Consider the following 24,852-nt stretch of genomic DNA (forward strand, 5'->3'; position numbering starts at 1 on the left):
TTCAAACTTTTCTTTTGCCATGACGGAACCTATCAGTTTTGTGTATCTAGATTACATATGAAAATAATCCACCGAGGGTAGATTAATTTAATTTTTTCAAATTTCAAATAGTTTTTTCTGACAGATAAAGGAAGAAATTAAGATGAGTTCTCAAGACTGGTGCTGATAGGCAGATTTGAACTGCCGACCTCACCCTTACCAAGGGTGCGCTCTACCAACTGAGCTATATCAGCAACACCAGAAATCTGGAGCGGGCAGCGGGAATCGAACCCGCATCATCAGCTTGGAAGGCTGAGGTAATAGCCATTATACGATGCCCGCATAGGAACCTGTTCTTAAACTACCTCTAACCGTCAAGAATAAAGTGGTGGAGGGAGCTGGATTCGAACCAGCGAAGGCTGAGCCGTCAGATTTACAGTCTGATCCCTTTGGCCGCTCGGGAACCCCTCCACGAAAATTCTTTACTAAGTCACTTCCGGTAAAAGGAAAGTGGTGCCGACTATCCGAGTTGAACGGATGACCTACTGATTACAAGTCAGTTGCTCTACCAACTGAGCTAAGTCGGCACTGCTTTAGTACGGGGCGAGATTCTAAGGTAAGGTTTATTGTGATGCAACCATAAAATTAAAAAAAATGTGAATTTATGTGTTAAACGCTCACTATTCAGGCAAATTCGTGTTTTTTTACTGCTTTATAGTTAATTCGTGCCAATAATTCAGTCCTTTAAACACGAGCAAGCTGTCAAACTGGGCGTCCAAAAATGCTTCAGCAAGTAATTTGCCGTAACCACCAGCAAATAATAAATGACAATCTTGTTGATTAAGATGCTGTTTTGCCTGCTCGATTGCGCCAATAGTCGCAACCATCGCACCATTCTTGAGGCCATTTGGCGTATTACGGCCTAAATCAGTCGCAAATGGGGTTTGTCCATCATCAAACACGCGTTGGGTATTCTGGGTAAGTGAAGATGTCATCAAATCAAGGCCTGGTAAAATCCAACCACCTAGATGTGCACCTTCACTATTGAGTACATCAATTGTTGTTGCAGTGCCGGCATCGATAATAATGCAATTTTGCTCAGGGAATTCGACATACGCGGCAATGACAGCCAGCCAACGATCAATTCCTAAATTTTGATACTGCTGATAGGCACAGCTTAACGTGCTTAGCTTTGCACTCACCTGTGCTTCGAAATAAGGAACGGCGTGTTGCTGCGCCTGAGCTAATAATGGTGTAAGCAGCTCGGTGCTGCCTACACAGGCATAAACTAGCTCTTTTATTTGTAGCCAAGGCAAGCTGCTGAGTTCACATGTTTGATAACCCTTGCCATCAAACAAAACCGCTTTAATGGCGGTATTACCCACATCAACTAACAATTTCATAGCTCTGCCTTACGTAATGAGATTTCACCGCCATAGTAACTTTTTACTTCGCCATCTTGACGAATACGCACGCCACCTTGGTTATCAATACCTTCACAAATACCGCGCCAGCTACGATGTCCAGTATTAAGTTCAACACACTCACCAGCAAATGCGTTTAACTGATTCCACTGTAGATACATATCGTTTAAGCCGGATTGTTGATACTGCGCTAAGCGTTTTTCCAAATAAAAGCATAAATAGGCCACCAGCTTATTTTTGTCTAACCCTTGCACGTGCTGACTTAAGTCGGTCCAAGCTTGGTCTATGTGCTGGCTGGCACTTTCTGGCATATGTAAATTAATACCTATGCCAATAACAAGCTGACAAGGCCCCTGTGGCTGACCATCAAGCTCAACTAATACACCGGCTAATTTTTCGCGGTTTAAATAGATATCGTTGGGCCACTTAAGCTCTATATCCAACTGATATAACGCTTTCAGCGTGTCGTAAACGGCAAGCCCAACAGCAATAGAGACCCCCATGGCAGCTTGTAGACCATCATCCAAGCGCCAAAAATAACTGAAGTATAAGTTTGCACCAAAGGGTGATTGCCACACTCGACCGCGACGCCCCCTTCCTGCCTGCTGCATTTCTGCAACTAACACGCTACCAGAATAAAGAGGAGCATCAGTTTGTAAGCGACGCATTAACTCACTATTGGTTGAGTCAATAATAGGCTGCACTTCAACATTCGCGGTGCAACCACCTAACTCACTATAATGTTGACCGATTTTATCTTTGTTCAGTAAGCCCGCACTATTATTAAGGCAATACCCTTTACCCGTGACTTTGAAAATATCGAGCCCCATTTCCTGCAATGAATGAATATGCTTACCCACTGCTGCACGGCTAATACCTAATTGCTCACCCAATTGCTGACCAGAAATAAAACCACCGGTATTGAGTGCTTGTAAAATAGCGAGTTTATTTCCGTCTGGCGCTTTCATGATGAAGCTCCCAATTCAATGTGACACTCATGATCGGCATTGATCAGTCGCACTTCGTGCTGTAAAGCAATCTGGTATTTTTGCCAAACTTGCTGTTGAACATGGTTTACCATGGCAATTAAATCATCACCTGTACTGTTACCATGGTTTACAAGCACTAACGCTTGCTGCTGATGAACCTCAATACCGGCGACCTTAAAGCCTTTTAACCCAGCTTGCTCAATCAACCACCCCGCCGCAACTTTATGATGTTCAGCATCCACATAGTAGTGAGGTAGCTCAGGGTACTGCTTTAAAAGTAACGCTAGTTGCTCATTACTAATCACTGGGTTTTTGAAAAAACTGCCCGCATTCGCAAGTTCACTGGGGTTTGGTAGTTTACTGTTTCTGGTTGTAATGATTTGCTCAAACACTTGCAGTGGAGAGGGATCTGAAAGCTGTTGCAATGGTCCGTAACTCAGTACTGGCTGCCATTTTTTAGGTAACAGCAGCCCAACTTGGGTGATCACCGCTTTATTTTTCAATGCATGTTTAAAGATAGAGTCTCGATAGCCAAATTGGCATTCGTCTTTAGTTAGGCGCTTTATCGCTTTGGTGGCAATATCAAAGTAGTCGACATAGCTCACAAACTTTTCAAGCTCTACACCGTAAGCTCCTATATTTTGCACTGGTGCAGCACCAACAGTTCCAGGTATTAAAGCAAGGTTTTCAAGCCCAGGCATGTCATTAGCAATAGTCATAGCAACTAATTGGTGCCAGTTTTCTCCGGCTGCAATGTGCAATAAAAAGCCATCACTTTGCTGCTCTATATCTATGCCCTTCGTGTTCATATGGATGACAGACCCTTGATAGTCAGATAAAAACACCGTATTGCTGCCTTCGCCTAAAATACAAAAGGGAGACGAAAAGTCTGTGCTTAAAAGCTGATTCACTTCATCAATTTGATAAAAATGCTGGCATTGGCTTGGCAAAGAAAAGGTATGAAAAGATTGCAGGGACTGAGCCACAAAACGCCTCAAAGGTTACCGGTAACTAATCGCATTAGTGTAACCTATCGTCGCAAAATACGCATTAGATTGTAAAAATCACTCAACCCACTGCACTAATCATGTTATAAAACGGGCTCTTTTTCATTTCCGTTCCAGGGTTATTATGAAGTTTAAACCATTACTTTTAAGTCTTGCGATGGCCGGTGCTTGCTCTCAAGCAACTGCAGATGCAATCAGCCAACACACTTACGCAAACTTAGATGACGTAACAACCACTCACCTACTACTAGATTTAGATGTTGATTTTGATGACAAACAACTAGAGGGTTTTGTTGAGCACACGCTAGATTGGCACAATGCGACCAGCAAAACACTTGTTCTTGATACGCGCGATTTAGATATCGACAAAGTAATGTATCAAGATAAAAAAGGCAGCTGGCACAAAGCTGACTTCACCCTTGCTGCACGTGATGACGTGAAGGGCTCAAAATTAACAATTAAATTTAAAAGCCAAGCGGTTAAAGCACGTATTTACTACAACAGCCGCCCAGAAGCTTCAGGTTTGCAGTGGTTAACACCAGAGCAAACAGCCAGTAAGTCACACCCATTTATGTACAGCCAATCACAAGCAATTCATGCTCGTAGTTGGATCCCAGTACAAGATACGCCAGCAATGCGCGTAACTTACTCAGCACGTATTCACACGCCTAAAGACATTCGTGCAGTAATGAGTGCTGACAATAAAGATGCACTTTATAAAGATGGCGACTACTTATTCGATATGCCACAACCAATTTCGCCATACTTAATCGCAATTGGTGCTGGTAACTTAGAATATAAAGCCATGTCTAAGCAAACAGGTATCTTTGCAGAGCCAACCATTTTAGATGCATCAGTTGCTGAGTTTAACGACACGCAAGCGATGATCGATAAAACGAACGCGATGTACGGCGAATACGCATGGGGTCGTTATGACTTATTAATGCTACCGCCAAGCTTCCCATTTGGTGGCATGGAAAACCCACGTTTATCATTCATCACACCAACAGTTGTTGCTGGCGATAAAAGCTTAGTAAACCTAATTGCTCACGAGCTTGCTCACTCTTGGTCTGGTAACTTAGTGACTAATGCGACGTGGGAAGATTTATGGCTAAATGAAGGTTTCACGTCTTACGTTGAAAACCGCATTATGGAAGAAGTGTTTGGCCGTGACCGTGCAGTGATGGAACAAGCGCTTGATGCAGCAGGTTTACGTGCATTACTTAAAACTCTGCCAGCAGCAGATACGCGTCTTAACTTAAAACTTAATGGCCGCGATCCTGATGATGCATTTAGTTCAGTGCCTTACACTAAAGGTCAACTTTTCTTAATTTATTTAGAAAACAAATTTGGCCGTGACAAGTTCGACCCATTCGTAAAAGGTTACTTTGATCAGTTCTCGTTCAAGTCTCTAACAACAGCTCAATTTGTTACTTACTTAAAAGCAAATCTGATCGACAAATATCCAGGCGTAGTCAGCATGGATAAAGTTAATGAGTGGATCTTTGAGCCTGGTTTACCAAGCGATGCACCAAATCCAACGTCTGATGCTTTCGATAAAGTTGATGCAGTCACCAAAACATGGTTAAACGGTGAGATTAGTGCAGCTCAATTACCAACATCTGATTGGTCAGTTCATGAGTGGCTACATTTCTTAAATAATCTACCTCGCGATTTAAGCATTGAAAAAATGACTGAGCTTGATAACCAATTCAACCTAACGCAGTCAACTAATGCTGAGCGTGCTTTCGCATGGTTCATGCTAGCGGTAGGAAATGGTTATCAACCAATTTACCCTGCGCTTGATAAACACCTATCAAGCATCGGTCGCCGTAAATTAATTGTGCCACTATATAAAGCACTTATTAAAAACGGTAAAAAAGATTGGGCACATGATGTGTACTTAAAAGCACGTCCGGGTTACCACCCACTTGCACAAGGTACCGTTGACGACTTATTCGCAAAATAAGTTATCAAACACTAAAAAGGCGCTGCAATCAGCGCCTTTTTTAATATTTAAAATTAGTTACTTACTTTTTGTAAGAAGGCCCGACGCTCTTCTGGGCTTGCCTGCTGCCACCAAAACTCAAGCATTGCAGCTGCACTTGGCGTATTTTTCAAACCAGTTTGTCCGCCGGGTACTTTTGCAGGCAATGTGACAGGTACTGCAGTCGCAGGCTTGTTACTTGTACTTGTAGCAGCAACTGGGGCACTGGCCACAGCTTGTACAGGCGCGCTAGCTGCACGATAGCTAACTATCGATAGAGGCATAGCAAGTTCACTGCCCTTAGCTTTTAAGCTCACTTGCGGTGATTCAGCAAACACTTCTGCCGCAACAGCATTACTGGCACGATTAAACACTAGGTCATAGTCTTTGCCACTTTCCAACGTGACCTCAACCCAAAAAGGCTCAGACTCTACGACTTGATGATCATCATAGCCTTGCTCGAAAAGATCGGTGTATTTCATTTTTACTTGGTACGTACCCGGGGCAAGCTCAACATCATCAACACGACTGAAAAAAGACTGCTCAATAAGGCGATCCCCGACTTGTAAAGGCACAAACTCTTCTGGAAAGTGAATAGTCTCAGCTACACTGCTAAAACTATTAAATAGCATTAACGCACTACTCAGTAATACTAACTTACGCATGTTCACTCCTTGGTTGTTCAACTTGCGGCAGTTTCAGTTTGACACTGCAAATAAAGTTTGTCATTAGTGGGCGGTCATTTAACCACATTTATAAGAGAGCTAAGTATGAGCCAAGAGACTATTTTTACAAAGATTATTAACCGAGAGATCCCTGCAGACATTGTTTATGAAGACGACTTATCTCTTGCTTTTAAAGATATTAACCCACAAGCCCCTTTTCATGTGCTGATCATCCCAAAAACTCAAATAGCAACGATAAACGATGTAACAGAAGAAAATGCCGCTTTAGTCGGTCACTTATATGTAGTGGCAGCAAAACTCGCTAAACAATTTGGCTTCAGTGAAGATGGTTTTCGCGTCGTAATGAACTGTAATGACCACGGCGGGCAAACCGTGTACCATATACACCTACATATGCTGGCGGGTAAAGAAATGGGCTGGCCTCCTTATCAAGACAAGAAAAAACACGCAATCTAATACTTTGATATGTAAACAACTGTAAAAAGTAGCACAAACATATTATTTTTGACTATAATGAATATATATCAGTTAGTTAACATATTGCGATTAGTTAACTAACTGTAATTTTTGACACAAAACAGACACAAACTGTACTTTTCCTGCACAACTCTCAGAAATTTCTAATACGAAAGGGGTGGATTGCGTGATAGGATTTAACTGTCAACTTTATTCAAGAGTGTATATATATGAGTAGTTCAGCCTTTTTATTATTAGATCCAGAGCCAATTAATACTATTGGCATTAACGTATTAGAGCCATTGTTAAAAACACAAGGACTAGCAGTGACATCTGGTACTGATATTTCTGAAGTACCAGAAGGAACACGCTTGTTATTTATTGAAACGTCAAGCACAGATCCGTGGGGCAAGTTAAAAGAACAACTAGTTAATCTACGAATGAAATGCGATATCGTATTGTTTAACTTAGATGAAAACCCTGAACTTGCAAACCGTGCTCTTTTAAGTGGTATTCGTGGTGTGTTCTACACAACAGACAATGCTGATGTGTTAATGAAAGGCATTCGTTTATTACTTGAAGATCAACTATGGTATCGCCGCGACATTATGTGTAATGCATTAAATCGTATGTTGCAGTTCAATAAAGACGCACTCCACAAATTGACAGATGGTGACATCGAACCGGTTAAACTTACTAAACGTGAAAAAGCAATTATCTCATTAATGAGTAAAGGTTCGAAAAATAAAGAAATTGCTGAAGATTTAAGCATCAGCCCGCATACAGTTAAAACTCACTTATACAGTGCATTTAGAAAAACTAAATGTCGTAACCGTATCGAGCTATTGTCTTGGGCACAGCAAAATATTCCTGACGAAATTCGCTAAACCAAGCAAAACATCCTACTAGTTAAAACAGACGCAACCGCGTCTGTTTTTGTTTCTGGTTGCTAAACGCAGTAATTGACTTTATTCTCAAACTGATTGCAAAACACCGGAAATACAATGCTCGACTCAGCCACTTTATATTATGCCAGTGCTGCCATGATGGCAGTGATGACCCTTCTTAATTACCTTACATGGCGAACCAATAATAATACTCCGGGCACCTTACTCTATATTTTCTACCCTTTAGTGATGTTTGCATCGGTAATGAGTTTTGCACTGCATGGCCATATCAATAATATTGCTAGTGTTGCTATCGCAAACACCCTACTCTTTAGTGCATCCATTATTCATGTACTCGCGATATGCCAATTTTTAAATGCCAAATGCGTCGGTTTTAAAACCTTTGTTGCGATCACGGTGGTGCTCGCGATGACCATGGTTTACCTTGCCACTGATAGCGCCGAGTTACGTAGTCGAATTTTGGTTTCAGATCTCCAGCATATAATTGAAGCGTTGTTTTTAATGGCATTATTCATTCGAAATGGCCGTAAAAGTTACCCCAATGGCAGTATTGTCTACATCTTAATTCTCAGCATTATTCTGGCGATATTTACAGGCAGAACCTTAATGATGGGAGATGTCACAACAGCTAATCTACTCTCTGCAAATTGGTTTAGTATCACTTTATTTATAAATGGTGTTATTGCGCCGATGTTTTATGCAACCGGTATGGCACTATTATGTAATGAACGCCGCGAGCAAAACCTTAATCAGTTAGCTGAAAAAGCACACAAAGACTTAGAAATTCGTGGCTTATTCTTATCAACTATCAGCCATGAAATACGCACACCGTTAAATGGCATTTTAGGTAGTGCGCAGCTAATCATGAACCAGTCGAGTGATCCACGAGATAAGCCTTATTGCGAAGCAATAATTAATTCAGCTGAGTCACTCAACTTGCTGGTCGATAAAGTACTCGACTACGCCAGCCTAGATCAGCGTGATGAAGCGCTCTACGAAGAAGACGTCGAGTTTAAAACCTGGCTCAATAACCTCTGCCTTTTGCTTAGTCCTTTAGCAGAGCAAAAACACTTAAAGTTTGAACTTATATACAACTTGCCCGATCAAGCATGTTATTACTGCGACCAACAAAAGCTCAGACAAGTTATTATTAACTTAGTGGGTAATGCGATTAAATTTACTGACCATGGCGCAGTAAAAATTCATGTGAAACTGCTCAACGAAGGGCAATTAGATCACCTTGTTCGTGTTAGTGTAATCGACTCAGGCCCAGGTATTGAAGATGAAGAAATTGCCTACCTTACAGAACCTTATGTACAAAGTAGTGCAGGTAAAGAAAAAGGCGGAACAGGCCTTGGCTTAGCGATTACTAGCCGTTTATTAGATAAATTAGGCAGCAAACTCAATATTGAAAGTGAGCTAAACAAAGGCAGTACTTTCAGTTTTGATATCTCTCTTGCGATTGGTGAGCTCAGCCTCGTTGAGCAGCGCCACCAATCAAAAGATTATGTTACTGGCCTGGACGTGTTATTAGTTGAAGATCTCGATTTAAATCAGAAAATTGCCATTGAATTTATGGCCGATGACGAGCACAAAATCAAGCTTGCAAAAGACGGAACTAGCGCCATTGAACTGATGCAGAAGCATCACTTTGATGTGGTGCTATTGGATATGAACTTACCAGACCTTACTGGTCAAGAAGTGTTGAAAAAGCTCAAAACCATCGACCATTTAAACCAACGAACCCCGGTGTTAGCGTTTACCGCGAGTCTTAGTCCTGATGAAATAAAAGAGTACTTAGCACTTGGTATTAAAGACATTGTTGGCAAACCAATAAAGCAACAAAAACTGCGCCAAGCACTCAGTGACTCACAAAGCAATCAGGCTGCGAGTATTGCCGTTGAGCTGCGCGATACACTCTATGATGAAACAGCCGCTGCCACACTTGTCAGCTCATTCAGTGAAGATGAAGTCTCATCGATTTACAATGAATTTGTACTCTCTGCAAGGAACAAACTCATTCGCTGTCAACAACTCGTTGAAGACGATAAAGATCAGTGTATTAAACTTTTGCACCGCCAAGCTAGCACTGCTTTACAACTAGGCTTTAACCGTTATGGTCTAGAGCTCAAGAAAATTGAGCGTAAGCTACTCGACAACAAACCTTTGAAAGAATCATTAACCGAAGCCTTAGTGCTATGGCAAGAAAGCCTACAGGCCTACTTGAAGCATGTTAGAAGTGAGTTAGCATAAGAGCTAGCTCTTAACTTTTCGCTTCAAAGCAAGTTATCTAAAAAATTTTGCAATACAAATAAAATAAGCTAAGTGACAACTCTGATACCAATATTGGGCAATATACCCCTAGAAGAAAACACTAGGTTAAACCTCGGCCGCATTGACTTTGTTATGAAAATACTTCCCCAAGACCCCTACAGGTAGCAATAAACCATTAATCACTGCTGTACGAAAAATTACGCCGAGCAGAAAAGTAATATCAAGATCAGGATTACCATCCCATTCAGGTTGGGACATTATTTGCGACACATAATGTAAGTCACTAACAAATACACTCACAAAAATGATTAAATGTGCAATGAACAAGCCTAGATAGCCATATTTCTTTGCTGCAAGAACCGTTATAACAAACCATCCGAGCCAGTAATAGAACTCATACCCAAAAAACATTTAATCTTCCATTCGATCTGACGGCTTACGGCTTACGGCTTACGGCTTACGGCTGATCATTAAACAAAAACCGCCGTATTTTTCAATACGGCGGTTCTCATTTTTCGAAGCGAAAGACGTTATTAGTCTTTAGCTGCACGGCTCGCACGTTTACGCTCACTTTCAGTTAAGTGACGTTTACGAATACGAATGCTCTCAGGTGTTACTTCTACTAACTCGTCATCATCGATGAACTCAATCGCTTGCTCAAGCGTGTAGTTTAGTGGTGGCGTTAACGTTTGCGCTTCGTCTGTACCAGACGCACGTACGTTTGTTAACTGCTTACCTTTAAGCGCGTTTACTGTTAGGTCGTTATCACGGCTGTGGATACCGATAACCATACCTTCGTAAACTTCAACACCGTGACCGATGAATAACTTACCACGATCTTGAAGGTTGAATAATGCGTTAGTCAGTGCTTTACCTGTTGCGTTAGCAATCATTACACCGTTCTTACGAGCACCGATAGTACCGCCTTTGTACGGACCGTAGTGATCGAACGTATGGTAAAGAAGACCAGAACCTGACGTTAATGTCATGAATTCAGTTTGGAAACCAATTAAGCCACGGCTTGGGATCATAAAGTCCATACGAATACGGCCTTTACCATCTGGAGACATGTCAGTTAGCTCACCCTTACGAAGACCAATTTGTTCCATGATAGAACCTTGGTGCTCTTCTTGACAGTCGATTGTAAGTGTTTCGTATGGCTCTTCTTTTTGACCATCAACTTCACGAAGGATTACTTGTGGACGAGATACAGCAAGCTCGTAACCTTCACGACGCATGTTCTCGATTAAGATACCTAAGTGTAACTCACCACGACCAGAAACACGGAAGCTATCTGGGTTGTCAGTTTCTTCAACACGTAATGCAACGTTGTGAACAAGCTCAGCTTGTAAACGCTCAAGGATGTTACGTGAAGTTACGAATTTACCTTCTTTACCAGCAAATGGTGATGTGTTTACAGAGAACGTCATTGTTACTGTAGGCTCATCAACGCTTAGCGGTGGTAATGCTTCAACGGTATTTACATCACAGATAGTGTCTGAGATTTTCAGCTCACCAAGACCTGTGATTGCAATGATGTCACCCGCGCCAGCAGATTCTGCTTCATGACGCTCAAGACCTAAGTAACTCATTACTTGGCCAACTTTACCGTTACGCTTAGTACCGTCTGCGCTTACAACAGTAACCTGTTGGTTAGGACGAACAGTACCACGCTTGATACGACCTACACCGATAACACCGATGTATGAGTTGTAGTCAAGCTGAGAAATTTGCATTTGGAAAGCACCTTCAGGATCTGCATCCGGTGGAGATACTTCGTCAACGATCATCTGGAACATTGGTTCCATGTTATCTGATGGCTCGTCTAAATCCATTGTTGCCCAGCCGTTGATAGCTGATGCATAGATTACTTTAAAGTCTAACTGTTCGTCAGTTGCACCTAGGTTATCGAATAAGTCGAAAACTTGGTCCATAACCCAGTCAGGACGTGCACCTGGTTTGTCGATTTTGTTGATTACAACAATCGGCGTTAAACCTTGTGCGAATGCTTTTTGCGTTACGAAACGCGTTTGCGGCATTGGACCTTCTTGAGCATCAACAAGTAGTAATACTGAGTCAGCCATCGAAAGTACGCGTTCTACTTCACCACCGAAGTCGGCGTGTCCTGGGGTGTCTACGATATTGATATGGTAGTCGTTCCAAGAGATAGCAGTGTTCTTAGCTAAAATGGTAATACCACGCTCTTTCTCAATGTCGTTTGAGTCCATTACGCGCTCTTCGTTACCGCCGCGCGTTTCTAATGTGCCTGATTGCTCAAGCAGTTTATCAACCAGAGTTGTTTTACCGTGGTCAACGTGGGCGATAATCGCTATATTTCTTAACTTTTCGATGCTCATATTTTTTCTCAGAGAAATTGAATCTCATTGATCCTGCAAGATCTACGCACTCACCTGCATTTTCACCAGATGTCCCAGCATAGGATTTAAAAGGGCGCATATTATCCCTTAATAATGGCATGGATGAAAGTTTATCCAATATAAATTTATAAACTTTCTTCAGGCTTTTTATAAGTATCTGTTTTATAAATGACAAATTTATGAAAATTAAAGTGAATCTGAACTCAAAACTGGCGAAATTTTAGTTTTTGAACCATATTTTGGCACTAAATCGTGTTTACAACAGACAAATTGGCATGCGCAATTATTGTGCAAATCGCAGTCGCACTTTTTACGCACCAGAATGATCTTTTTACGCACCAAATTAGTGCAAAAAAAGTTAACAAAACCAGAAGGCGTTTACTTTTTACAAGGCTAAACAATGCGTTAAAAACATGGCACGAAACCAGCTTATATAAGTCAAAAGCAATAATGCAGCAAAAATAAAACCCAACAATTGGAGGACACATGTCACAATCGGTTTTAGATTTTATCAAAGAAAATGACGTTAAGTTCATTGATTTACGCTTTACTGATACTAAAGGTAAAGAACAGCATGTTTCTATTCCTCATCATCAAGTTAATGAAGACTTTTTTGAAGACGGAAAAATGTTCGACGGCTCTTCAATTGCTGGTTGGAAAGGTATCAACGAATCAGACATGGTATTAATGCCTGTTCCTGAGTCTGCGAAAATGGACCCATTTTCTGAAGAAGCAACACTAATCATCCGTTGTGACGTAGTTGAACCTTCAACACTTCAAGGTTACGAGCGTGACCCACGTTCTGTTGCAAAACGCGCTGAAGAGTACATGCGTTCTACTGGTATTGCTGACACTGTTTTATTTGGTCCAGAGCCAGAGTTCTTCCTATTTGACGACGTTAAATACAAATCAGACATGTCTGGTTCAATGTACAAAATCGATGACATCGAAGCTTCATGGAACTCTGATAAAGACTACGAAGGTGGCAACAAAGGTCACCGTCCAGGTGTTAAAGGCGGTTACTTCCCGTGTTCACCTGTTGATTCATCACAAGATTGGCGTTCAGCGACTTGTTTAGTTCTTGAAGAACTTGGTCAAGTTGTAGAAGCTCACCACCACGAAGTAGCAACTGCGGGTCAAAATGAGATCGCAACTCGCTTCAATACAATGGTATTAAAAGCTGACGAAATCCAAGAGATGAAATATGTTATCCATAACATGGCTCACTTATATGGTAAAACAGCGACTTTCATGCCTAAGCCAATCGTTGGTGATAACGGTTCTGGTATGCACTGTCACCAATCACTAGGTAAAGATGGCGTGAACATCTTCGCTGGTGACAAGTACGCTGGTCTTTCTGAAGAAGCACTTTACTACATTGGTGGTATCATCAAGCACGCTAAAGCAATCAACGCATTCGCTAACGCGTCAACTAACTCATACAAACGCCTAGTACCTGGCTTCGAAGCACCAGTAATGCTTGCATACTCTGCACGTAACCGTTCTGCTTCAATCCGTATTCCAGTGGTACCGTCTGCTAAAGCACGTCGTATCGAAGTACGTTTCCCTGATCCAACAGCTAACCCATACTTAGCGTTCTCTGCAATGCTTATGGCTGGCCTTGACGGTATCAAAAACAAGATCCACCCTGGCGATGCAATGGACAAAGACTTATACGATCTACCTGCTGAAGAAGCAGCTGAGATCCCACAAGTTGCATCTTCTTTATCTGAAGCACTAGCATCACTTGACGCTGACCGTGAGTTCTTAAAAGCTGGCGGCGTGTTCACTGATGACCTAATCGATGCTTACATCGCGCTAAAAGGCAAAGAAGTTGAAAAACTTAACATGACAACTCACCCAGTTGAGTTCGAAATGTACTACAGCGTGTAATACGCTGTAGCAGAATTATCTAAAGATAATAAATGTGTGTTCTCAAGCCCGCTCCGCGGGCTTTTTTAATGGTAATTGAGCGGGTTCTACTCTACAGTTTTAGTTAGATTAAAAAATGCAGGGTTGCAGGGTGAAAAGCACAACTTTATTGGTACTATCGCTGATTTTTCTAAGCTTTTTTAGCTATGGCGCAGCGCAAAAAGTCTATTCTTGGAAAGATAAGAACGGCGTTTTAGTATTTTCTGATACACCACGACCTGGTGCGACAGAAGTAAAGATGAACACCCAAAACCTGACCATGCCAGCTACCGACACCAGCATACTTGATAGCGCCCCAAGCGCAATGCCAGTCAAATTTAACGTTAGTATTTCATCACCAGCAAATGAAGCAACCGTAAGAGAAAATACCGGCTCTGTGTACGTTACTGCACGCATTAGCCCTCGCTTCGAAAATGGCTTTAAAGTACAACTTTTATTTGATGGCTCAGCCCATGGTGCACCAAGTAATAGCACGACCTTTGCACTAAGAGAGGTCGAGCGAGGTGAACACACATTACAAGCCAAACTTTATGATGCGAATAATAAACTCGTTTCGGTTAGCCCAGTCAGCACCTTTTTTATGCATAGAACATCGATTTATGGCGGAAACTAAAATTTTCGATATAACGTCTCTTAATGTAAAAAGAGTATGCTAAGCTGCACTTAATCGCAACGCACTAAAATGGTGCAATCATGCTCAGTGAAACACACTTTAATTCTGAATTACTCGACAGTATTTGGAAAAATTTAAGTACTGCCGTCATTTTACTCGACCGAGATTTTAAGCTGGTTTATGCAAACGATAGCGCCAGTGAGCTTTTAGGTTTAGGTCCAAAACGCATTATCAACCAACCGTTCGATAACCTATTTAATTACCACTCAATAGACTTAAAACGCATTGCCCAATATTCGTTATTCGATGGTGTCGATTGCCACCAGCACAGGGCTGACGTGGTGTTCGTTGATTCTCGCCACGCGAAATTAACCATTAGTACGCGCAGAATTAGTAACAACGATGACAATTATATTCTGTTCGAATGTCGTCAAATGGACGATGAAATTCGCCACGATCAAGCCTCTAATCAAATGCACCAATATCAAGCTGCACGTAATTTAATTCGTGGTTTAGCACATGAAATTAAAAATCCTTTAGGTGGAATTCGCGGAGCGGCGCAATTATTGCAGTATGAGGTTGATCAGCAAGAACGAGATCAATGTGCCGAATTAATCATTGAACAAGCAGACCGTTTACGTGAGCTTGTTGACCGCTTGCTTGGTCCGAATCAATTGCCACATAAATCTTATGGCAACATTCACCAAGCCTTAGAGTCAGTGATTAAACTGAGCATGTTAGATAACAATGCCAATATCACTTTAGTGAAAGACTACGATCCAAGTATACCGAGCGTGTACATAGACCAAGGTAAAATCCAGCAAGTGGTACTGAACATTATTCGTAATGCACAACAGGCACTCGTTGATGGTGGCGAGATAAGAATAAAAACCCGCATCAACCATCAACACAGGCGACCAGGTAAGGCACCGAAGAAAACCTTGCTGATCCAAATTTCGGATAACGGCCCGGGAATAGACAAAAGTTTACGTGAAACCTTGTTCTACCCAATGATCACCAATAAAGAAAATGGATCAGGGCTTGGTTTATCCATAGCGCAAACCTTGGTTGACCAACATGATGGCCACATTGATTGTGACAGTTGGCCAGGCCATACAGAATTTAATATCTATTTGCCTTTTACGGATTAATGGTTTTTTGGAGTAGTCATGAAAACAGTCTGGTTAGTTGATGATGATGCCTCTATCCGCTTTGTATTAGAAAAAGCGTTGGCACGTGCAGGATTTGAAACTGAAAGCTATGCAAATGCACAAGACGTGCTGAATGCATTAAAGTTTAGCCAGCCAACGGTACTGGTATCCGATGTGCGCATGCCTGGCATGGATGGCATGGCGTTACTTGAAACCATTGCCGAGCAAAATCCTGGCTTACCAGTGATAATCATGACCGCTCACTCAGACTTAGATTCTGCGGTAAATGCCTTCCAAAAAGGGGCATTTGAGTACCTCGCTAAGCCGTTCGATTTAGACGAAGCTGTTGCGCTGGTAGAAAGCGCCTGTCGTGCTAACTCAACGAAGAAAACTAAACGCAAACAAGCACCACAAACCAATGCGCATATCATAGGTGAAGCACCTGCAATGCAAGAGGTATTTCGCGCGATTGGTAAATTATCAGCATCAAGCATGAGCGTGCTGATTAACGGTGAGTCGGGAACAGGTAAAGAGCTTGTTGCTAGTGCCCTGCATAACCACAGCCCTCGTAAAGAAAACCAGTTTATTGCTCTGAATATGGCTGCCATTCCTAAAGAATTGGTCGAGTCAGAATTATTCGGTCACGAAAAAGGGGCATTCACCGGAGCCGACAGCATTCGTAAAGGCCGCTTTGAACAAGCGAATGGTGGCACTTTATTTTTAGATGAAATTGGGGATATGCCACTCGACGTTCAAACGCGTTTGTTACGCGTGTTAGCCGATGGTGAGTTTTACCGCGTGGGCGGCCATCAAAGTATTAAAGTTGATGTACGTATTATTGCGGCAACGCACCAAAACCTCGAAGACTTGGTTAAACAAGGCAAGTTTCGTGACGACTTATTTCATCGCCTAAACGTGGTGCGTTTACGCTTACCAGCACTACGTGAGCGTACTGAAGATATTGAACGTCTGGCACAGCACTTTTTACATAAAAGCGCCAAAGAGCTGCAAGTTGAAAGCAAGATTTTAAGCCCTAAAGCCACTGAGCAACTGCGCTTATTTAACTGGCCTGGTAACGTGCGCCAACTAGAGAACACCTGTCGCTGGTTAACAGTTATGGCGCCGGGTGAGCTTATAAGTGAACAAGATTTACCGCCAGAAATCGTCGCTGTCACACCCATTGAGCAAGAAGGTGATTGGCTGGATGCATTTCAACAATGGCTTAATCTGGAACTTAAACAAGGCAAAGAAAATATTTGGCCAGCCATTCAAGCACAACTTGAAACTCGCTTGATTAAAACGGCATTAGCCAATTGTGCTGGGCACAAGCAAGAAGCTGCGGTGAAAATTGGTTGGGGCCGCAATACATTGACCCGCAAGCTAAAAGAGCGCAATATTAGCTAATTTCGCGCTATACCCATGTGAGTCAATGAAGTTAATCGAGCACATTCCACTAATTAAACAAATGGAAATCATTAACAGGTTGTCGTTCTTTAGAGAGTTTTCTCTCAGTGAACGGCAGGTGTTGTTAGAGTCATTTAGTCATTTGTATTTAGTCAAACAAGGCCGCGCTGTTTTCAAGCAATACGATACTGATAAACGACTTTATATTGTGCTAAGCGGCTCACTGATGGTGTTCAAACAAAGCCACTTACTCGAACTTGGCACCATTGAACCCGGTGAATTTATCGGAGAAGGTGCTTTTATCAATAACCGCGAGCACAGTACCAGTGCACGCGCAAAAGTTGATACCATTTTGTTAGCTATCACCCCTGAAGCACTTACCCGCTTACCGAATGTGATCCGCGAGAAAATTAAAGATCGCATCATCGAAGGCATGAGTGAACGCATTACTAAGTTAAGCACATACCTTGAGTCGCGTAGTTAGTCCATATACACAATTTGTAATGAGCAATTTAACCAACTTGGGCTATTAACGCGTGCCGTGTAACGATAGGTATCTGATGGTTTCATACCAAATGGGGTACTCACTTCTGGCGTTAAATGGCTGTAGCTTTGCGAATAGTTTTTATAATAAATGACTAAATAGCCGTATAAGTAATCCCACTCCAATGAGACTCGTCTACCACTTGCTAGATTAAACTCGGCCTGTTTATCACTAAATGTAACTGCAAGGCCATTAAACTTATCCTCAACGCAACCGGTTGTGATGACTCGAGCCGGCATAGTAAAACCGGTTAAGCCATTTTTTGCTCGTAAGTAAAAACCTATATTGCCTTGATTGTAAAAGTGATTAGCGTCTGTGGTGTATTTAATTTCAGCTTGATAACCCAGCCTCTGCATAATTTCTGCAAGTTGCTCGGTTTCATGAGTGAGAATTTTATCGCTCGATAACATTAAGGTTGCATCAGCAAAGTCTCTAGGAATAGGTAGCTTTGTGTATTCATAAGGTAAGCTTTGCTTCGTTAAAGCTTGCTCTAATGTGAGCAGCTGTTGTTCATCAAGGTTTTCAGTGTATACGTAGACTGTTGGTTGCTGACAACCTGCCAAAATTAAAAATATGGCTGCTGAAATTATCCTTTTCATTGTTTTTCTCACTTTGGATTACAGGTGTAGTCTAAAGTGAGAAAAACAATAAATCAATTAATTAAGATGTTTTTTTAGCCAACTATTAACACTTTGACGGGTATATAGAATATCTTTAAATAAACGGTGGGTTTGATGCTGGAGCAGCTTTTCTTTATTTGTTTCCCCTGAACTCAGCTGGCTATGATTATCATTAAATCGCGAAATTAACGCAAAACCTTGTTCTGACTTTTCAGGCTGAGACTTAATTGTTTGTGTTAACAAAGCTCGCACATCATCTGCAGCAAGCAGAGACGAATCTTGCAAACCCATTAACTCTTTTCTTAGCGCTGATCTTACGCCCATTACAACTTCTCCTGAACGAATAAAAAAATGAAACGGACATGCATTTAGCAATTTGTACACCAATTCCAAACGCGCGCAGTGTACCCAGTAAATACTGCAGTTTTTTTACTGTTTGTAAAAATTTCAGATTATTTATTGCTGTAAATTTTAACCGCTTGAAGAGCTTAAAAATTTAATCTTGGTTCAATTGAGTGCTAGGCTTTATAATGGCTGCGATTGAATTAAGAGAGACCAACATGAACGAAGATTTCATCGAAATTGAACTAGAAGAAGAGCCAATAGAGCTATGTAACTTGCTAAAAGTGCTCGACCTAGTCGAAACAGGCGGCCAAGCAAAAGCCTTAATTGGTGAAGGTTATGTTGGGGTTAACTATGAAATTTGTACAATAAAACGGAAAAAATTATACAGTGGTGACGTGCTTGCATTTGATGGTGAGCTGTTCCAACTGACATTAAGCGAAGATGCAACAACAAATCCTCGCCCACCAGAACCAGTACAAAAAGCACAACCACAAAGCGCTGAAGAAGCGCCAAAAAAATCAAAGCGTAAACGTACTAAAAAGTCAAAAGTGGACGAAAAAACCGGCCGTCGCCCTATCTCTTTTGGTTAACTAGAGCTTGCTTAGTTAACATAAATCACCTTTAATTGAATGTGATAATAACAACAATAAAAGGTGATTTATGAACCCTCCAGCTTGGCTCAAGCCACTTGCTTGGGCAGCCCTTGTGTGGAATCTTTTAGGTGTCATTGCATTTGTAATGCAGCTGTTGATCACACCCGAAATGATTAGCCAACTCCCTGAAGCACAACAAGCCGCATACCGCGACATCCCGCTCTGGTCAACGGCTGCCTTTGCGATAGCCGTGTTTGCAGCCAGTTTCGCGAGCATTCTATTACTCGCCAAAAAAGCGCTTGCGCGCGAGCTATTTTTAATCTCGTTTATCGCTGTCTTAGTCCAGCAATATTATAATTTTGTGGTGATAGATAGCCTTGCCATGTTTGGTACCAGCGCATTAGCAATGCCACTGTGTGTGATCGTTATTGGCTTACTATTACTGTTTATTAGCCATAAAGGTAAACAACAAAATTGGCTCAACTAAAAACACTTATTTCTGAGGGTAGTTTAAAGTAACTACCCTTTTATCTGTCCCTCCCCCTTGAAATAAATCACATCGGCAGCAACTATATTAGATAGCATATTTTTTCATCAGCTAGATGAATATCTCAGCTGGTATTAAGTTTGCAATAACACTGTGTCTATTTCGAAAAGGAAACAACAAAGCAAGCCAAATTGCTTGCTCAAACCACAGGGGCAAATAATGAATAACAGTTTTGATACCCAAAAACAGCTTACGATTAATGGTGAGCAATATCATATTCACTCTTTACAAGGTTTAGGCGACAAAGCAAAACGTCTGCCATTCTCATTAAAAATCTTACTTGAAAACCTGTTGCGCAATGAAGATGGCGTCAATATTAAAAAGCAAGATATCGATGCCTTATTAAACTGGGATCCACAAGCTAAACCATCTGCAGAAGTCGCATTTACGCCTGCTCGCGTTGTCATGCAAGACTTTACAGGTGTTCCCGCCATTGTTGATTTAGCCGCGATGCGTGATGCCATGGAAAAACTCGGTGGCGATCCTGCGAAGATAAACCCATTGTCACCTGCTGAGCTGGTAATTGATCACTCTGTGCAAGTTGATGGTTACGGTGAAGATGGTTCTTTCGACTTAAATGCGAAACTTGAATATGAGCGCAACAAAGAGCGTTACGAATTTTTACGCTGGGGGCAAACCGCCTTCGATAACTTGAAGGTCGTACCTCCCGCTACCGGCATCGTACACCAAGTTAATTTAGAATATTTAGCCCGTGTGGTATTTAACGATAGTAAAAATGGGAAATCACTCGCTTACCCAGATACCCTAGTCGGAACCGATTCGCACACCACCATGATCAATGGTCTTGGGGTACTTGGCTGGGGTGTGGGTGGTATTGAAGCCGAAGCCGCAATGCTTGGTCAACCAATCAGCTTACTCATTCCACAAGTGGTTGGCTTTAAGCTCAATGGTCGCCTACCAGAAGGCACAACGGCAACTGACCTTGTGTTAACCGTCACAGAAATGCTGCGTAAGCATGGCGTTGTGGGTAAATTTGTTGAGTTTTATGGTGATGGTCTTGCTGATTTACCACTTGCAGACCGTGCAACTATCGCAAACATGGCACCAGAGTATGGTGCAACTTGCGGTATTTTCCCAATTGATGATGAAACCATTAACTACCTGCGTTTAACTAACCGCGATGACAAACAACTTAAACTCATCGAGGACTATGCAAAACATCAAGGCTTGTGGCGTAACCCTGGCGATGAAGCTCATTATACAGATACACTCGAGTTATCCCTTGATGATGTGGTGCCGAGTCTTGCTGGCCCTAAACGCCCGCAAGATAGAATAGCCCTTGATAAAGCAGGTAGCATTATTGGTGAGCACCTAAAAGGCTTCCAAGATGAGCGCATGCAACACCGTGATAAAAGCGATGCCCAAGAAGCGCGCATTGAAGACGAAGGCCCAACAACCAACCCTGATGAGCCAGTAAACGAAGCACAATATATGGGCGCAGCTAAGGTTAACTTTAAAGGCGAAGAGTTTGAGCTGAAAGACGGTGCGTGTGTCATTGCTGCAATTACTAGCTGTACAAACACTTCAAACCCTAGTGTTATTTTAGCGGCAGGCTTAGTGGCTAAAAAAGCCAAGCAATTAGGCTTAAAGGTGAAGCCATGGGTTAAAACCTCACTTGCTCCGGGCTCTCAAGTGGTGACTGATTACTTGAAGAAAGCCGACTTGATGGATGACTTAGATGCCTTAGGCTTTAACCTTGTGGGTTATGGCTGTACAACCTGTATCGGTAACTCAGGCCCGCTGGCCGATGAGATCAGTGAAGCAATTCAAAAGCATAAACTGGTTGTCAGCTCTATTTTATCGGGTAACCGTAACTTTGAAGGCCGTATTCACCAAGATGTGAAAATGAACTTCTTAGCCTCACCACCCCTTGTGGTTGCTTACGCAATTGCGGGTCGTACAGATATCGACGTGTATAACGAACCGCTTGCGCAAGACCCAAATGGTAATGACATTTATCTAAAAAATATTTGGCCAAGTGTTAGTGAAGTAAACGAACTCGTCCGTGAAACTGTGACCAAAGAAATGTTCGCATCAAGCTATGGCAATGTGTATCAAGGCGATGATCGCTGGCAGAAAATTCAAATTCCTGATGGCAAACTTTATGATTGGGATGATGCGTCAACCTACATCAAAAAAGCGCCATTCTTTGATGGTATGGAAATTGAGCCTCCAGGCATTCCGAGCATTAGTGGTGCACGCTGTTTGGCAAAATTAGGTGACTCAGTAACCACCGACCACATCTCGCCAGCAGGTGCAATTAAAGCAGATGCCCCAGCAGGTCTTTACTTGCAAGAGCACGGTGTGCAAAAAGCACAATTTAACTCGTATGGTTCGCGTCGTGGTAACCACGAAGTGATGATGCGAGGTACCTTTGCTAATGTGCGTTTACGTAATCTATTAGCACCGGGTACCGAAGGCGGTGTGACCCGTATGCAGCCAAGCGATGAGCTTGCCAGCATTTATGATGCTGCGATGCAATATCAGCAAGATGGCACGCCACTGATTATTTTAGCGGGTGCGGAATATGGCACGGGCTCATCACGCGACTGGGCAGCTAAAGGCTCACTTTTACTTGGTGTTAAAGCCGTTATTGCACAAAGCTATGAGCGTATTCACCGTTCAAACCTGATTGGTATGGGTGTTTTACCCCTACAATTTAAAGAAGGTGAAAGCTATGAGTCATTGGGTCTAACGGGTCAAGAGTCATTCGACTTTGAAGGCTTATATGACAAAACCAATGAAGTCAGTGTGATTGCGACCAACAGTGAAAGCAAACAAATTAGCTTTAGTGTTGATGTGCGTATAGATACCCCGAAAGAGTGGGATTACTACAAACACGGCGGTATTTTACAGTATGTACTGCGTAATATGCTGGCTGAGCAGTAATTGCTGTTAAGTTAACTAAGGGGCTGAATTTTCAGCCCCTTTTTTGTTTAAAACACCAGTAATACCAATCCGCAATAATACTTAATCATTTTGAGGGATAAAACCTGTCGCTACCTGCGTTAAAAATTTCTGATTTAGAACAAACTAAATAACGAAATTTTTGCCTTGTTATCAACGAGGTTTTATTGCCTCAAAATAGACCACTTAATTAAGCGAATTGGTATAAATTACAGTTTAGAGCAACACACTTATTTACAAAAAATGAAAAGCACATAAAAATCAGCATGTTAAAATTGGACCATAGTTTGCAACTGCTAACCAGATAACAACCATAATAATTTTGGAATTCCTATGACTATTGCATCATTCAAACGCGCAATTTGCGCAACGGCCATCTCATCAAGTTTATTATTAACAGGCTGTGTTATTCATGTCTCTCCGGGTCAAATTGCAGAACAAAAACAACAAAACTTAAGCGTGTCGGCTGCAAATATCAACGAATTAAAAATTGATGCTGAAGCCGGTTCACTGATCATCAAAGGCGACAGCAACGCCACGGCTATCACAGTGAATGCTAATATCTATGCGGCTAAAGGCGATGAAACTTATACGCTAACCCTCGAAAAGCACGGCGACACGGCTGAGCTTATCAGCAAGCTCAATAATGGTAGCTTATCGTTTTACAGTGGCTCATCACCTCATATTGATTTAATTGTCTCTGTGCCTAGTAACCTTAAACTAGATATCGATGATGACTCAGGTGATATCGTTATACGTGCGATGCAAAACGATATCAGCATTGATGATGACTCAGGATCAATTGTGATCGAAGGGGGTCGCACTATTAATATTGATGATGACTCGGGTGATATACGTATTAGCAATGTCAGCGGCAATATCAGCATTGAAGACGATTCTGGCTCAATTATGATAGACCAAGGCCAAGGGCGTATTGATATTGAAGATGACTCTGGTGATATCCGCATCGAAAACAGCCAAGGCCCTGCACGTATTATTGATGAATCAGGTAGTATCAGCGTTAAAACATTGGCTGGTGCGCTTACTATCGAAGATGGCTCTGGTGATATAGATGTAAGACAAATCAAAGGGCTGGTTACCATTACCGATGGCTCTGGCAGCATTTATGTTGATGACACACTCGGCCTGACAATTATCGAAGCGGGTTCCGGTGATTTAAGTATCGATAACATCAACGGCCCAGTAAAATTGGACAGATAACCGACAATTGCTTGATTTAGAACAATCCTATTAATAACAACAGCACCTACACTTTAATTAAGGCTAAAGTGAGGTGCTTGTATGACTGAACAAACCATCATTCGAATCTTAAAAACCTTTATTATTTTAGGTATTTGCCTAATTATTTTGGGGCATTCTTTATTAGCTGGTAATTACTTAGGTGATAGCATGGGTGTACATGGCATTATGATCAGCGCAGCGTGCATTGCTGTTGGTGTGCTGTTCTCTTTGCCCACCAAAATTTATCTCACTATTTTACTGATGAAAATGGAAAGCGATCTCACAGCACAGGACAAGCAAAGCTAATTCCCACCTTGCTCTTTGAGCTGTTGCTCAAGTTGCTTGTTACGTTGCTCCATAAGCTGTTTTACTTGCTCAGCATCTTGCATCATCTTTTGTACATTTTTAGGGTCGTATACCCCAAGCACAGAAGATGTTTCGTTAGTTTTAACTGTTGCTGCTTGCTTCTCATCAGCTTGAAATGTCTCTGCCGGTAACACTGTTATGTCGTTAGGATCTAAACTTACCGCAGTACTAACGTAATTAGGGTGAGGGGTATCAGCATAGTGCCACTGACCATGTTCATCTTGCCATTTATACACCACGACAGGTGCATTTGCGTCTTTGCTCAAGCTCAACTTCTCAGTGAGCTTTTTTGCTTGGCTGGTAAGTGTATCGGCACTTTGCGAAGCAAAATCACTCACATCACCACTTACTTGTTCTGAGTATCGCTCGAACATGCTCAGCTCTAGGTAAGGTTTACCGTCTGGCTTTTTAATGTAAAACAGCAGGGCAACACTGGTCAGTAACAACATAACCGCAAGATAACAAAAACGCTTAATCAT

The 24,852-nt window shown here is 42.0% G+C and carries 23 protein-coding genes and 4 tRNA genes; 14 read left to right on the plus strand and 13 right to left on the minus strand.

What is annotated here, in order from left to right:
- Nucleotides 1-157: 157 nt before the first annotated feature.
- The 7 genes from CWC28_RS11915 to murB all read right to left on the minus strand — a co-directional run bounded on the left by CWC28_RS11915 (nt 158) and on the right by murB (nt 3,378).
- Nucleotides 158-233, minus strand: a tRNA-Thr gene (locus tag CWC28_RS11915).
- 13 nt (nt 234-246) lie between these two features.
- A tRNA-Gly gene (locus tag CWC28_RS11920) sits at nt 247-321 on the minus strand.
- 44 nt (nt 322-365) lie between these two features.
- A tRNA-Tyr gene (locus tag CWC28_RS11925) sits at nt 366-450 on the minus strand.
- Between the two features lie 40 nt (nt 451-490).
- A tRNA-Thr gene (locus CWC28_RS11930) sits at nt 491-566 on the minus strand.
- Nucleotides 567-683: 117 nt separating this feature from the next.
- Nucleotides 684-1,382, minus strand: coding sequence for a type III pantothenate kinase (locus CWC28_RS11935; protein ID WP_138625202.1), 699 nt, complete (start codon nt 1,380-1,382; stop codon nt 684-686).
- On the minus strand, nt 1,379-2,371 hold the full coding sequence (gene birA, locus CWC28_RS11940) for a bifunctional biotin--[acetyl-CoA-carboxylase] ligase/biotin operon repressor BirA (RefSeq protein WP_063701111.1): 993 nt from the start codon (nt 2,369-2,371) through the stop codon (nt 1,379-1,381). Before birA ends, CWC28_RS11935 begins: the two co-directional genes overlap by 4 nt.
- Nucleotides 2,368-3,378: a UDP-N-acetylmuramate dehydrogenase gene (gene murB, locus CWC28_RS11945; RefSeq protein ID WP_063701108.1), complete on the minus strand. Its 1,011-nt coding sequence runs from the start codon at nt 3,376-3,378 to the stop codon at nt 2,368-2,370. Before murB ends, birA begins: the two co-directional genes overlap by 4 nt.
- 145 nt (nt 3,379-3,523) lie before the next feature.
- Here murB and CWC28_RS11950 point away from each other — a divergent pair, with 145 nt between their 5' ends.
- Nucleotides 3,524-5,368: a M1 family metallopeptidase gene (locus CWC28_RS11950; RefSeq protein ID WP_105173921.1), complete on the plus strand. Its 1,845-nt coding sequence runs from the start codon at nt 3,524-3,526 to the stop codon at nt 5,366-5,368.
- Nucleotides 5,369-5,421: 53 nt separating this feature from the next.
- Here CWC28_RS11950 and CWC28_RS11955 read toward each other — a convergent pair whose 3' ends face one another.
- Nucleotides 5,422-6,051, minus strand: a complete 630-nt coding sequence (locus CWC28_RS11955) for a DUF2057 domain-containing protein (RefSeq protein ID WP_138625203.1) — start codon at nt 6,049-6,051, stop codon at nt 5,422-5,424.
- Between the two features lie 105 nt (nt 6,052-6,156).
- On the opposite strand from CWC28_RS11955, the gene CWC28_RS11960 reads away from it, so the two are divergent.
- The 3 genes from CWC28_RS11960 (at nt 6,157) to CWC28_RS11970 (ending at nt 9,689) form a co-directional block, all read left to right on the plus strand.
- Nucleotides 6,157-6,528 (plus strand): histidine triad nucleotide-binding protein, encoded by a 372-nt coding sequence (locus CWC28_RS11960; protein WP_063701102.1) that lies wholly within the window; start codon nt 6,157-6,159, stop codon nt 6,526-6,528.
- Nucleotides 6,529-6,758: 230 nt separating this feature from the next.
- Nucleotides 6,759-7,415 carry a helix-turn-helix transcriptional regulator gene (locus tag CWC28_RS11965; RefSeq protein WP_063701100.1) on the plus strand — a complete coding sequence of 219 codons (657 nt, stop codon included), beginning with the start codon at nt 6,759-6,761 and terminating at the stop codon, nt 7,413-7,415.
- 117 nt (nt 7,416-7,532) lie between these two features.
- Nucleotides 7,533-9,689, plus strand: coding sequence for an ATP-binding protein (locus CWC28_RS11970; protein WP_105173920.1), 2,157 nt, complete (start codon nt 7,533-7,535; stop codon nt 9,687-9,689).
- Between the two features lie 126 nt (nt 9,690-9,815).
- Here CWC28_RS11970 and CWC28_RS11975 read toward each other — a convergent pair whose 3' ends face one another.
- Nucleotides 9,816-10,121: a hypothetical protein gene (locus CWC28_RS11975; protein WP_138625204.1), complete on the minus strand. Its 306-nt coding sequence runs from the start codon at nt 10,119-10,121 to the stop codon at nt 9,816-9,818.
- 122 nt (nt 10,122-10,243) lie between these two features.
- Nucleotides 10,244-12,067, minus strand: coding sequence for a translational GTPase TypA (typA, locus tag CWC28_RS11980; RefSeq protein ID WP_063701096.1), 1,824 nt, complete (start codon nt 12,065-12,067; stop codon nt 10,244-10,246).
- A gap of 507 nt (nt 12,068-12,574) precedes the next feature.
- On the opposite strand from typA, the gene glnA reads away from it, so the two are divergent.
- The 5 genes from glnA to CWC28_RS12005 all read left to right on the plus strand — a co-directional run bounded on the left by glnA (nt 12,575) and on the right by CWC28_RS12005 (nt 17,672).
- Nucleotides 12,575-13,981, plus strand: coding sequence for a glutamate--ammonia ligase (gene glnA, locus CWC28_RS11985; protein ID WP_063701091.1), 1,407 nt, complete (start codon nt 12,575-12,577; stop codon nt 13,979-13,981).
- Between the two features lie 130 nt (nt 13,982-14,111).
- Nucleotides 14,112-14,633 (plus strand): DUF4124 domain-containing protein, encoded by a 522-nt coding sequence (locus tag CWC28_RS11990; RefSeq protein ID WP_233999112.1) that lies wholly within the window; start codon nt 14,112-14,114, stop codon nt 14,631-14,633.
- An 80-nt stretch (nt 14,634-14,713) separates the two neighbouring features.
- Nucleotides 14,714-15,784 carry a nitrogen regulation protein NR(II) gene (gene glnL / locus CWC28_RS11995; RefSeq protein WP_063701086.1) on the plus strand — a complete coding sequence of 357 codons (1,071 nt, stop codon included), beginning with the start codon at nt 14,714-14,716 and terminating at the stop codon, nt 15,782-15,784.
- A gap of 18 nt (nt 15,785-15,802) precedes the next feature.
- The gene (gene ntrC, locus CWC28_RS12000) at nt 15,803-17,188 is read left to right on the plus strand and encodes a nitrogen regulation protein NR(I) (protein ID WP_063701083.1); all 1,386 of its coding nucleotides are present in this window, start codon (nt 15,803-15,805) and stop codon (nt 17,186-17,188) included.
- A gap of 25 nt (nt 17,189-17,213) precedes the next feature.
- Nucleotides 17,214-17,672 carry a cyclic nucleotide-binding domain-containing protein gene (locus tag CWC28_RS12005; RefSeq protein ID WP_063701080.1) on the plus strand — a complete coding sequence of 153 codons (459 nt, stop codon included), beginning with the start codon at nt 17,214-17,216 and terminating at the stop codon, nt 17,670-17,672.
- Here CWC28_RS12005 and CWC28_RS12010 read toward each other — a convergent pair.
- Together CWC28_RS12010 and CWC28_RS12015 are read right to left on the minus strand one after the other, a co-directional pair.
- Nucleotides 17,669-18,331, minus strand: coding sequence for a hypothetical protein (locus tag CWC28_RS12010; protein WP_063701078.1), 663 nt, complete (start codon nt 18,329-18,331; stop codon nt 17,669-17,671). The two genes, CWC28_RS12005 and CWC28_RS12010, sit on opposite strands and share 4 nt — an antisense overlap.
- Before the next feature lie 57 nt (nt 18,332-18,388).
- Nucleotides 18,389-18,676: a hypothetical protein gene (locus CWC28_RS12015; protein WP_062566674.1), complete on the minus strand. Its 288-nt coding sequence runs from the start codon at nt 18,674-18,676 to the stop codon at nt 18,389-18,391.
- Nucleotides 18,677-18,912: 236 nt separating this feature from the next.
- Between CWC28_RS12015 and CWC28_RS12020 the strand changes: the two genes are divergently transcribed.
- From CWC28_RS12020 to CWC28_RS12040, 5 genes are all read left to right on the plus strand, one after another.
- Nucleotides 18,913-19,287 carry an RNA-binding S4 domain-containing protein gene (locus tag CWC28_RS12020; RefSeq protein WP_138625239.1) on the plus strand — a complete coding sequence of 125 codons (375 nt, stop codon included), beginning with the start codon at nt 18,913-18,915 and terminating at the stop codon, nt 19,285-19,287.
- Nucleotides 19,288-19,357: 70 nt separating this feature from the next.
- Complete coding sequence (locus CWC28_RS12025; protein WP_063701076.1) at nt 19,358-19,777, plus strand: hypothetical protein; 420 nt, start codon at nt 19,358-19,360, stop codon at nt 19,775-19,777.
- A gap of 219 nt (nt 19,778-19,996) precedes the next feature.
- Nucleotides 19,997-22,747 (plus strand): aconitate hydratase AcnA, encoded by a 2,751-nt coding sequence (gene acnA / locus CWC28_RS12030; RefSeq protein WP_138625205.1) that lies wholly within the window; start codon nt 19,997-19,999, stop codon nt 22,745-22,747.
- A gap of 351 nt (nt 22,748-23,098) precedes the next feature.
- Entirely contained in the window at nt 23,099-23,986 is an 888-nt protein-coding gene (locus CWC28_RS12035; RefSeq protein ID WP_138625206.1) for a DUF4097 family beta strand repeat-containing protein, read from the plus strand.
- An 81-nt stretch (nt 23,987-24,067) separates the two neighbouring features.
- On the plus strand, nt 24,068-24,313 hold the full coding sequence (locus tag CWC28_RS12040) for a hypothetical protein (RefSeq protein WP_063701070.1): 246 nt from the start codon (nt 24,068-24,070) through the stop codon (nt 24,311-24,313).
- On the opposite strand, the gene CWC28_RS12045 is transcribed toward CWC28_RS12040, so the two are convergent.
- Nucleotides 24,310-24,852 (minus strand): DUF4124 domain-containing protein, encoded by a 543-nt coding sequence (locus tag CWC28_RS12045; RefSeq protein ID WP_138625207.1) that lies wholly within the window; start codon nt 24,850-24,852, stop codon nt 24,310-24,312. The genes CWC28_RS12040 and CWC28_RS12045 overlap by 4 nt on opposite strands.

It is taken from the genome of Pseudoalteromonas sp. S4492, assembly GCF_005886115.1.
GTDB classification, from domain to species: domain Bacteria; phylum Pseudomonadota; class Gammaproteobacteria; order Enterobacterales; family Alteromonadaceae; genus Pseudoalteromonas; species Pseudoalteromonas gelatinilytica.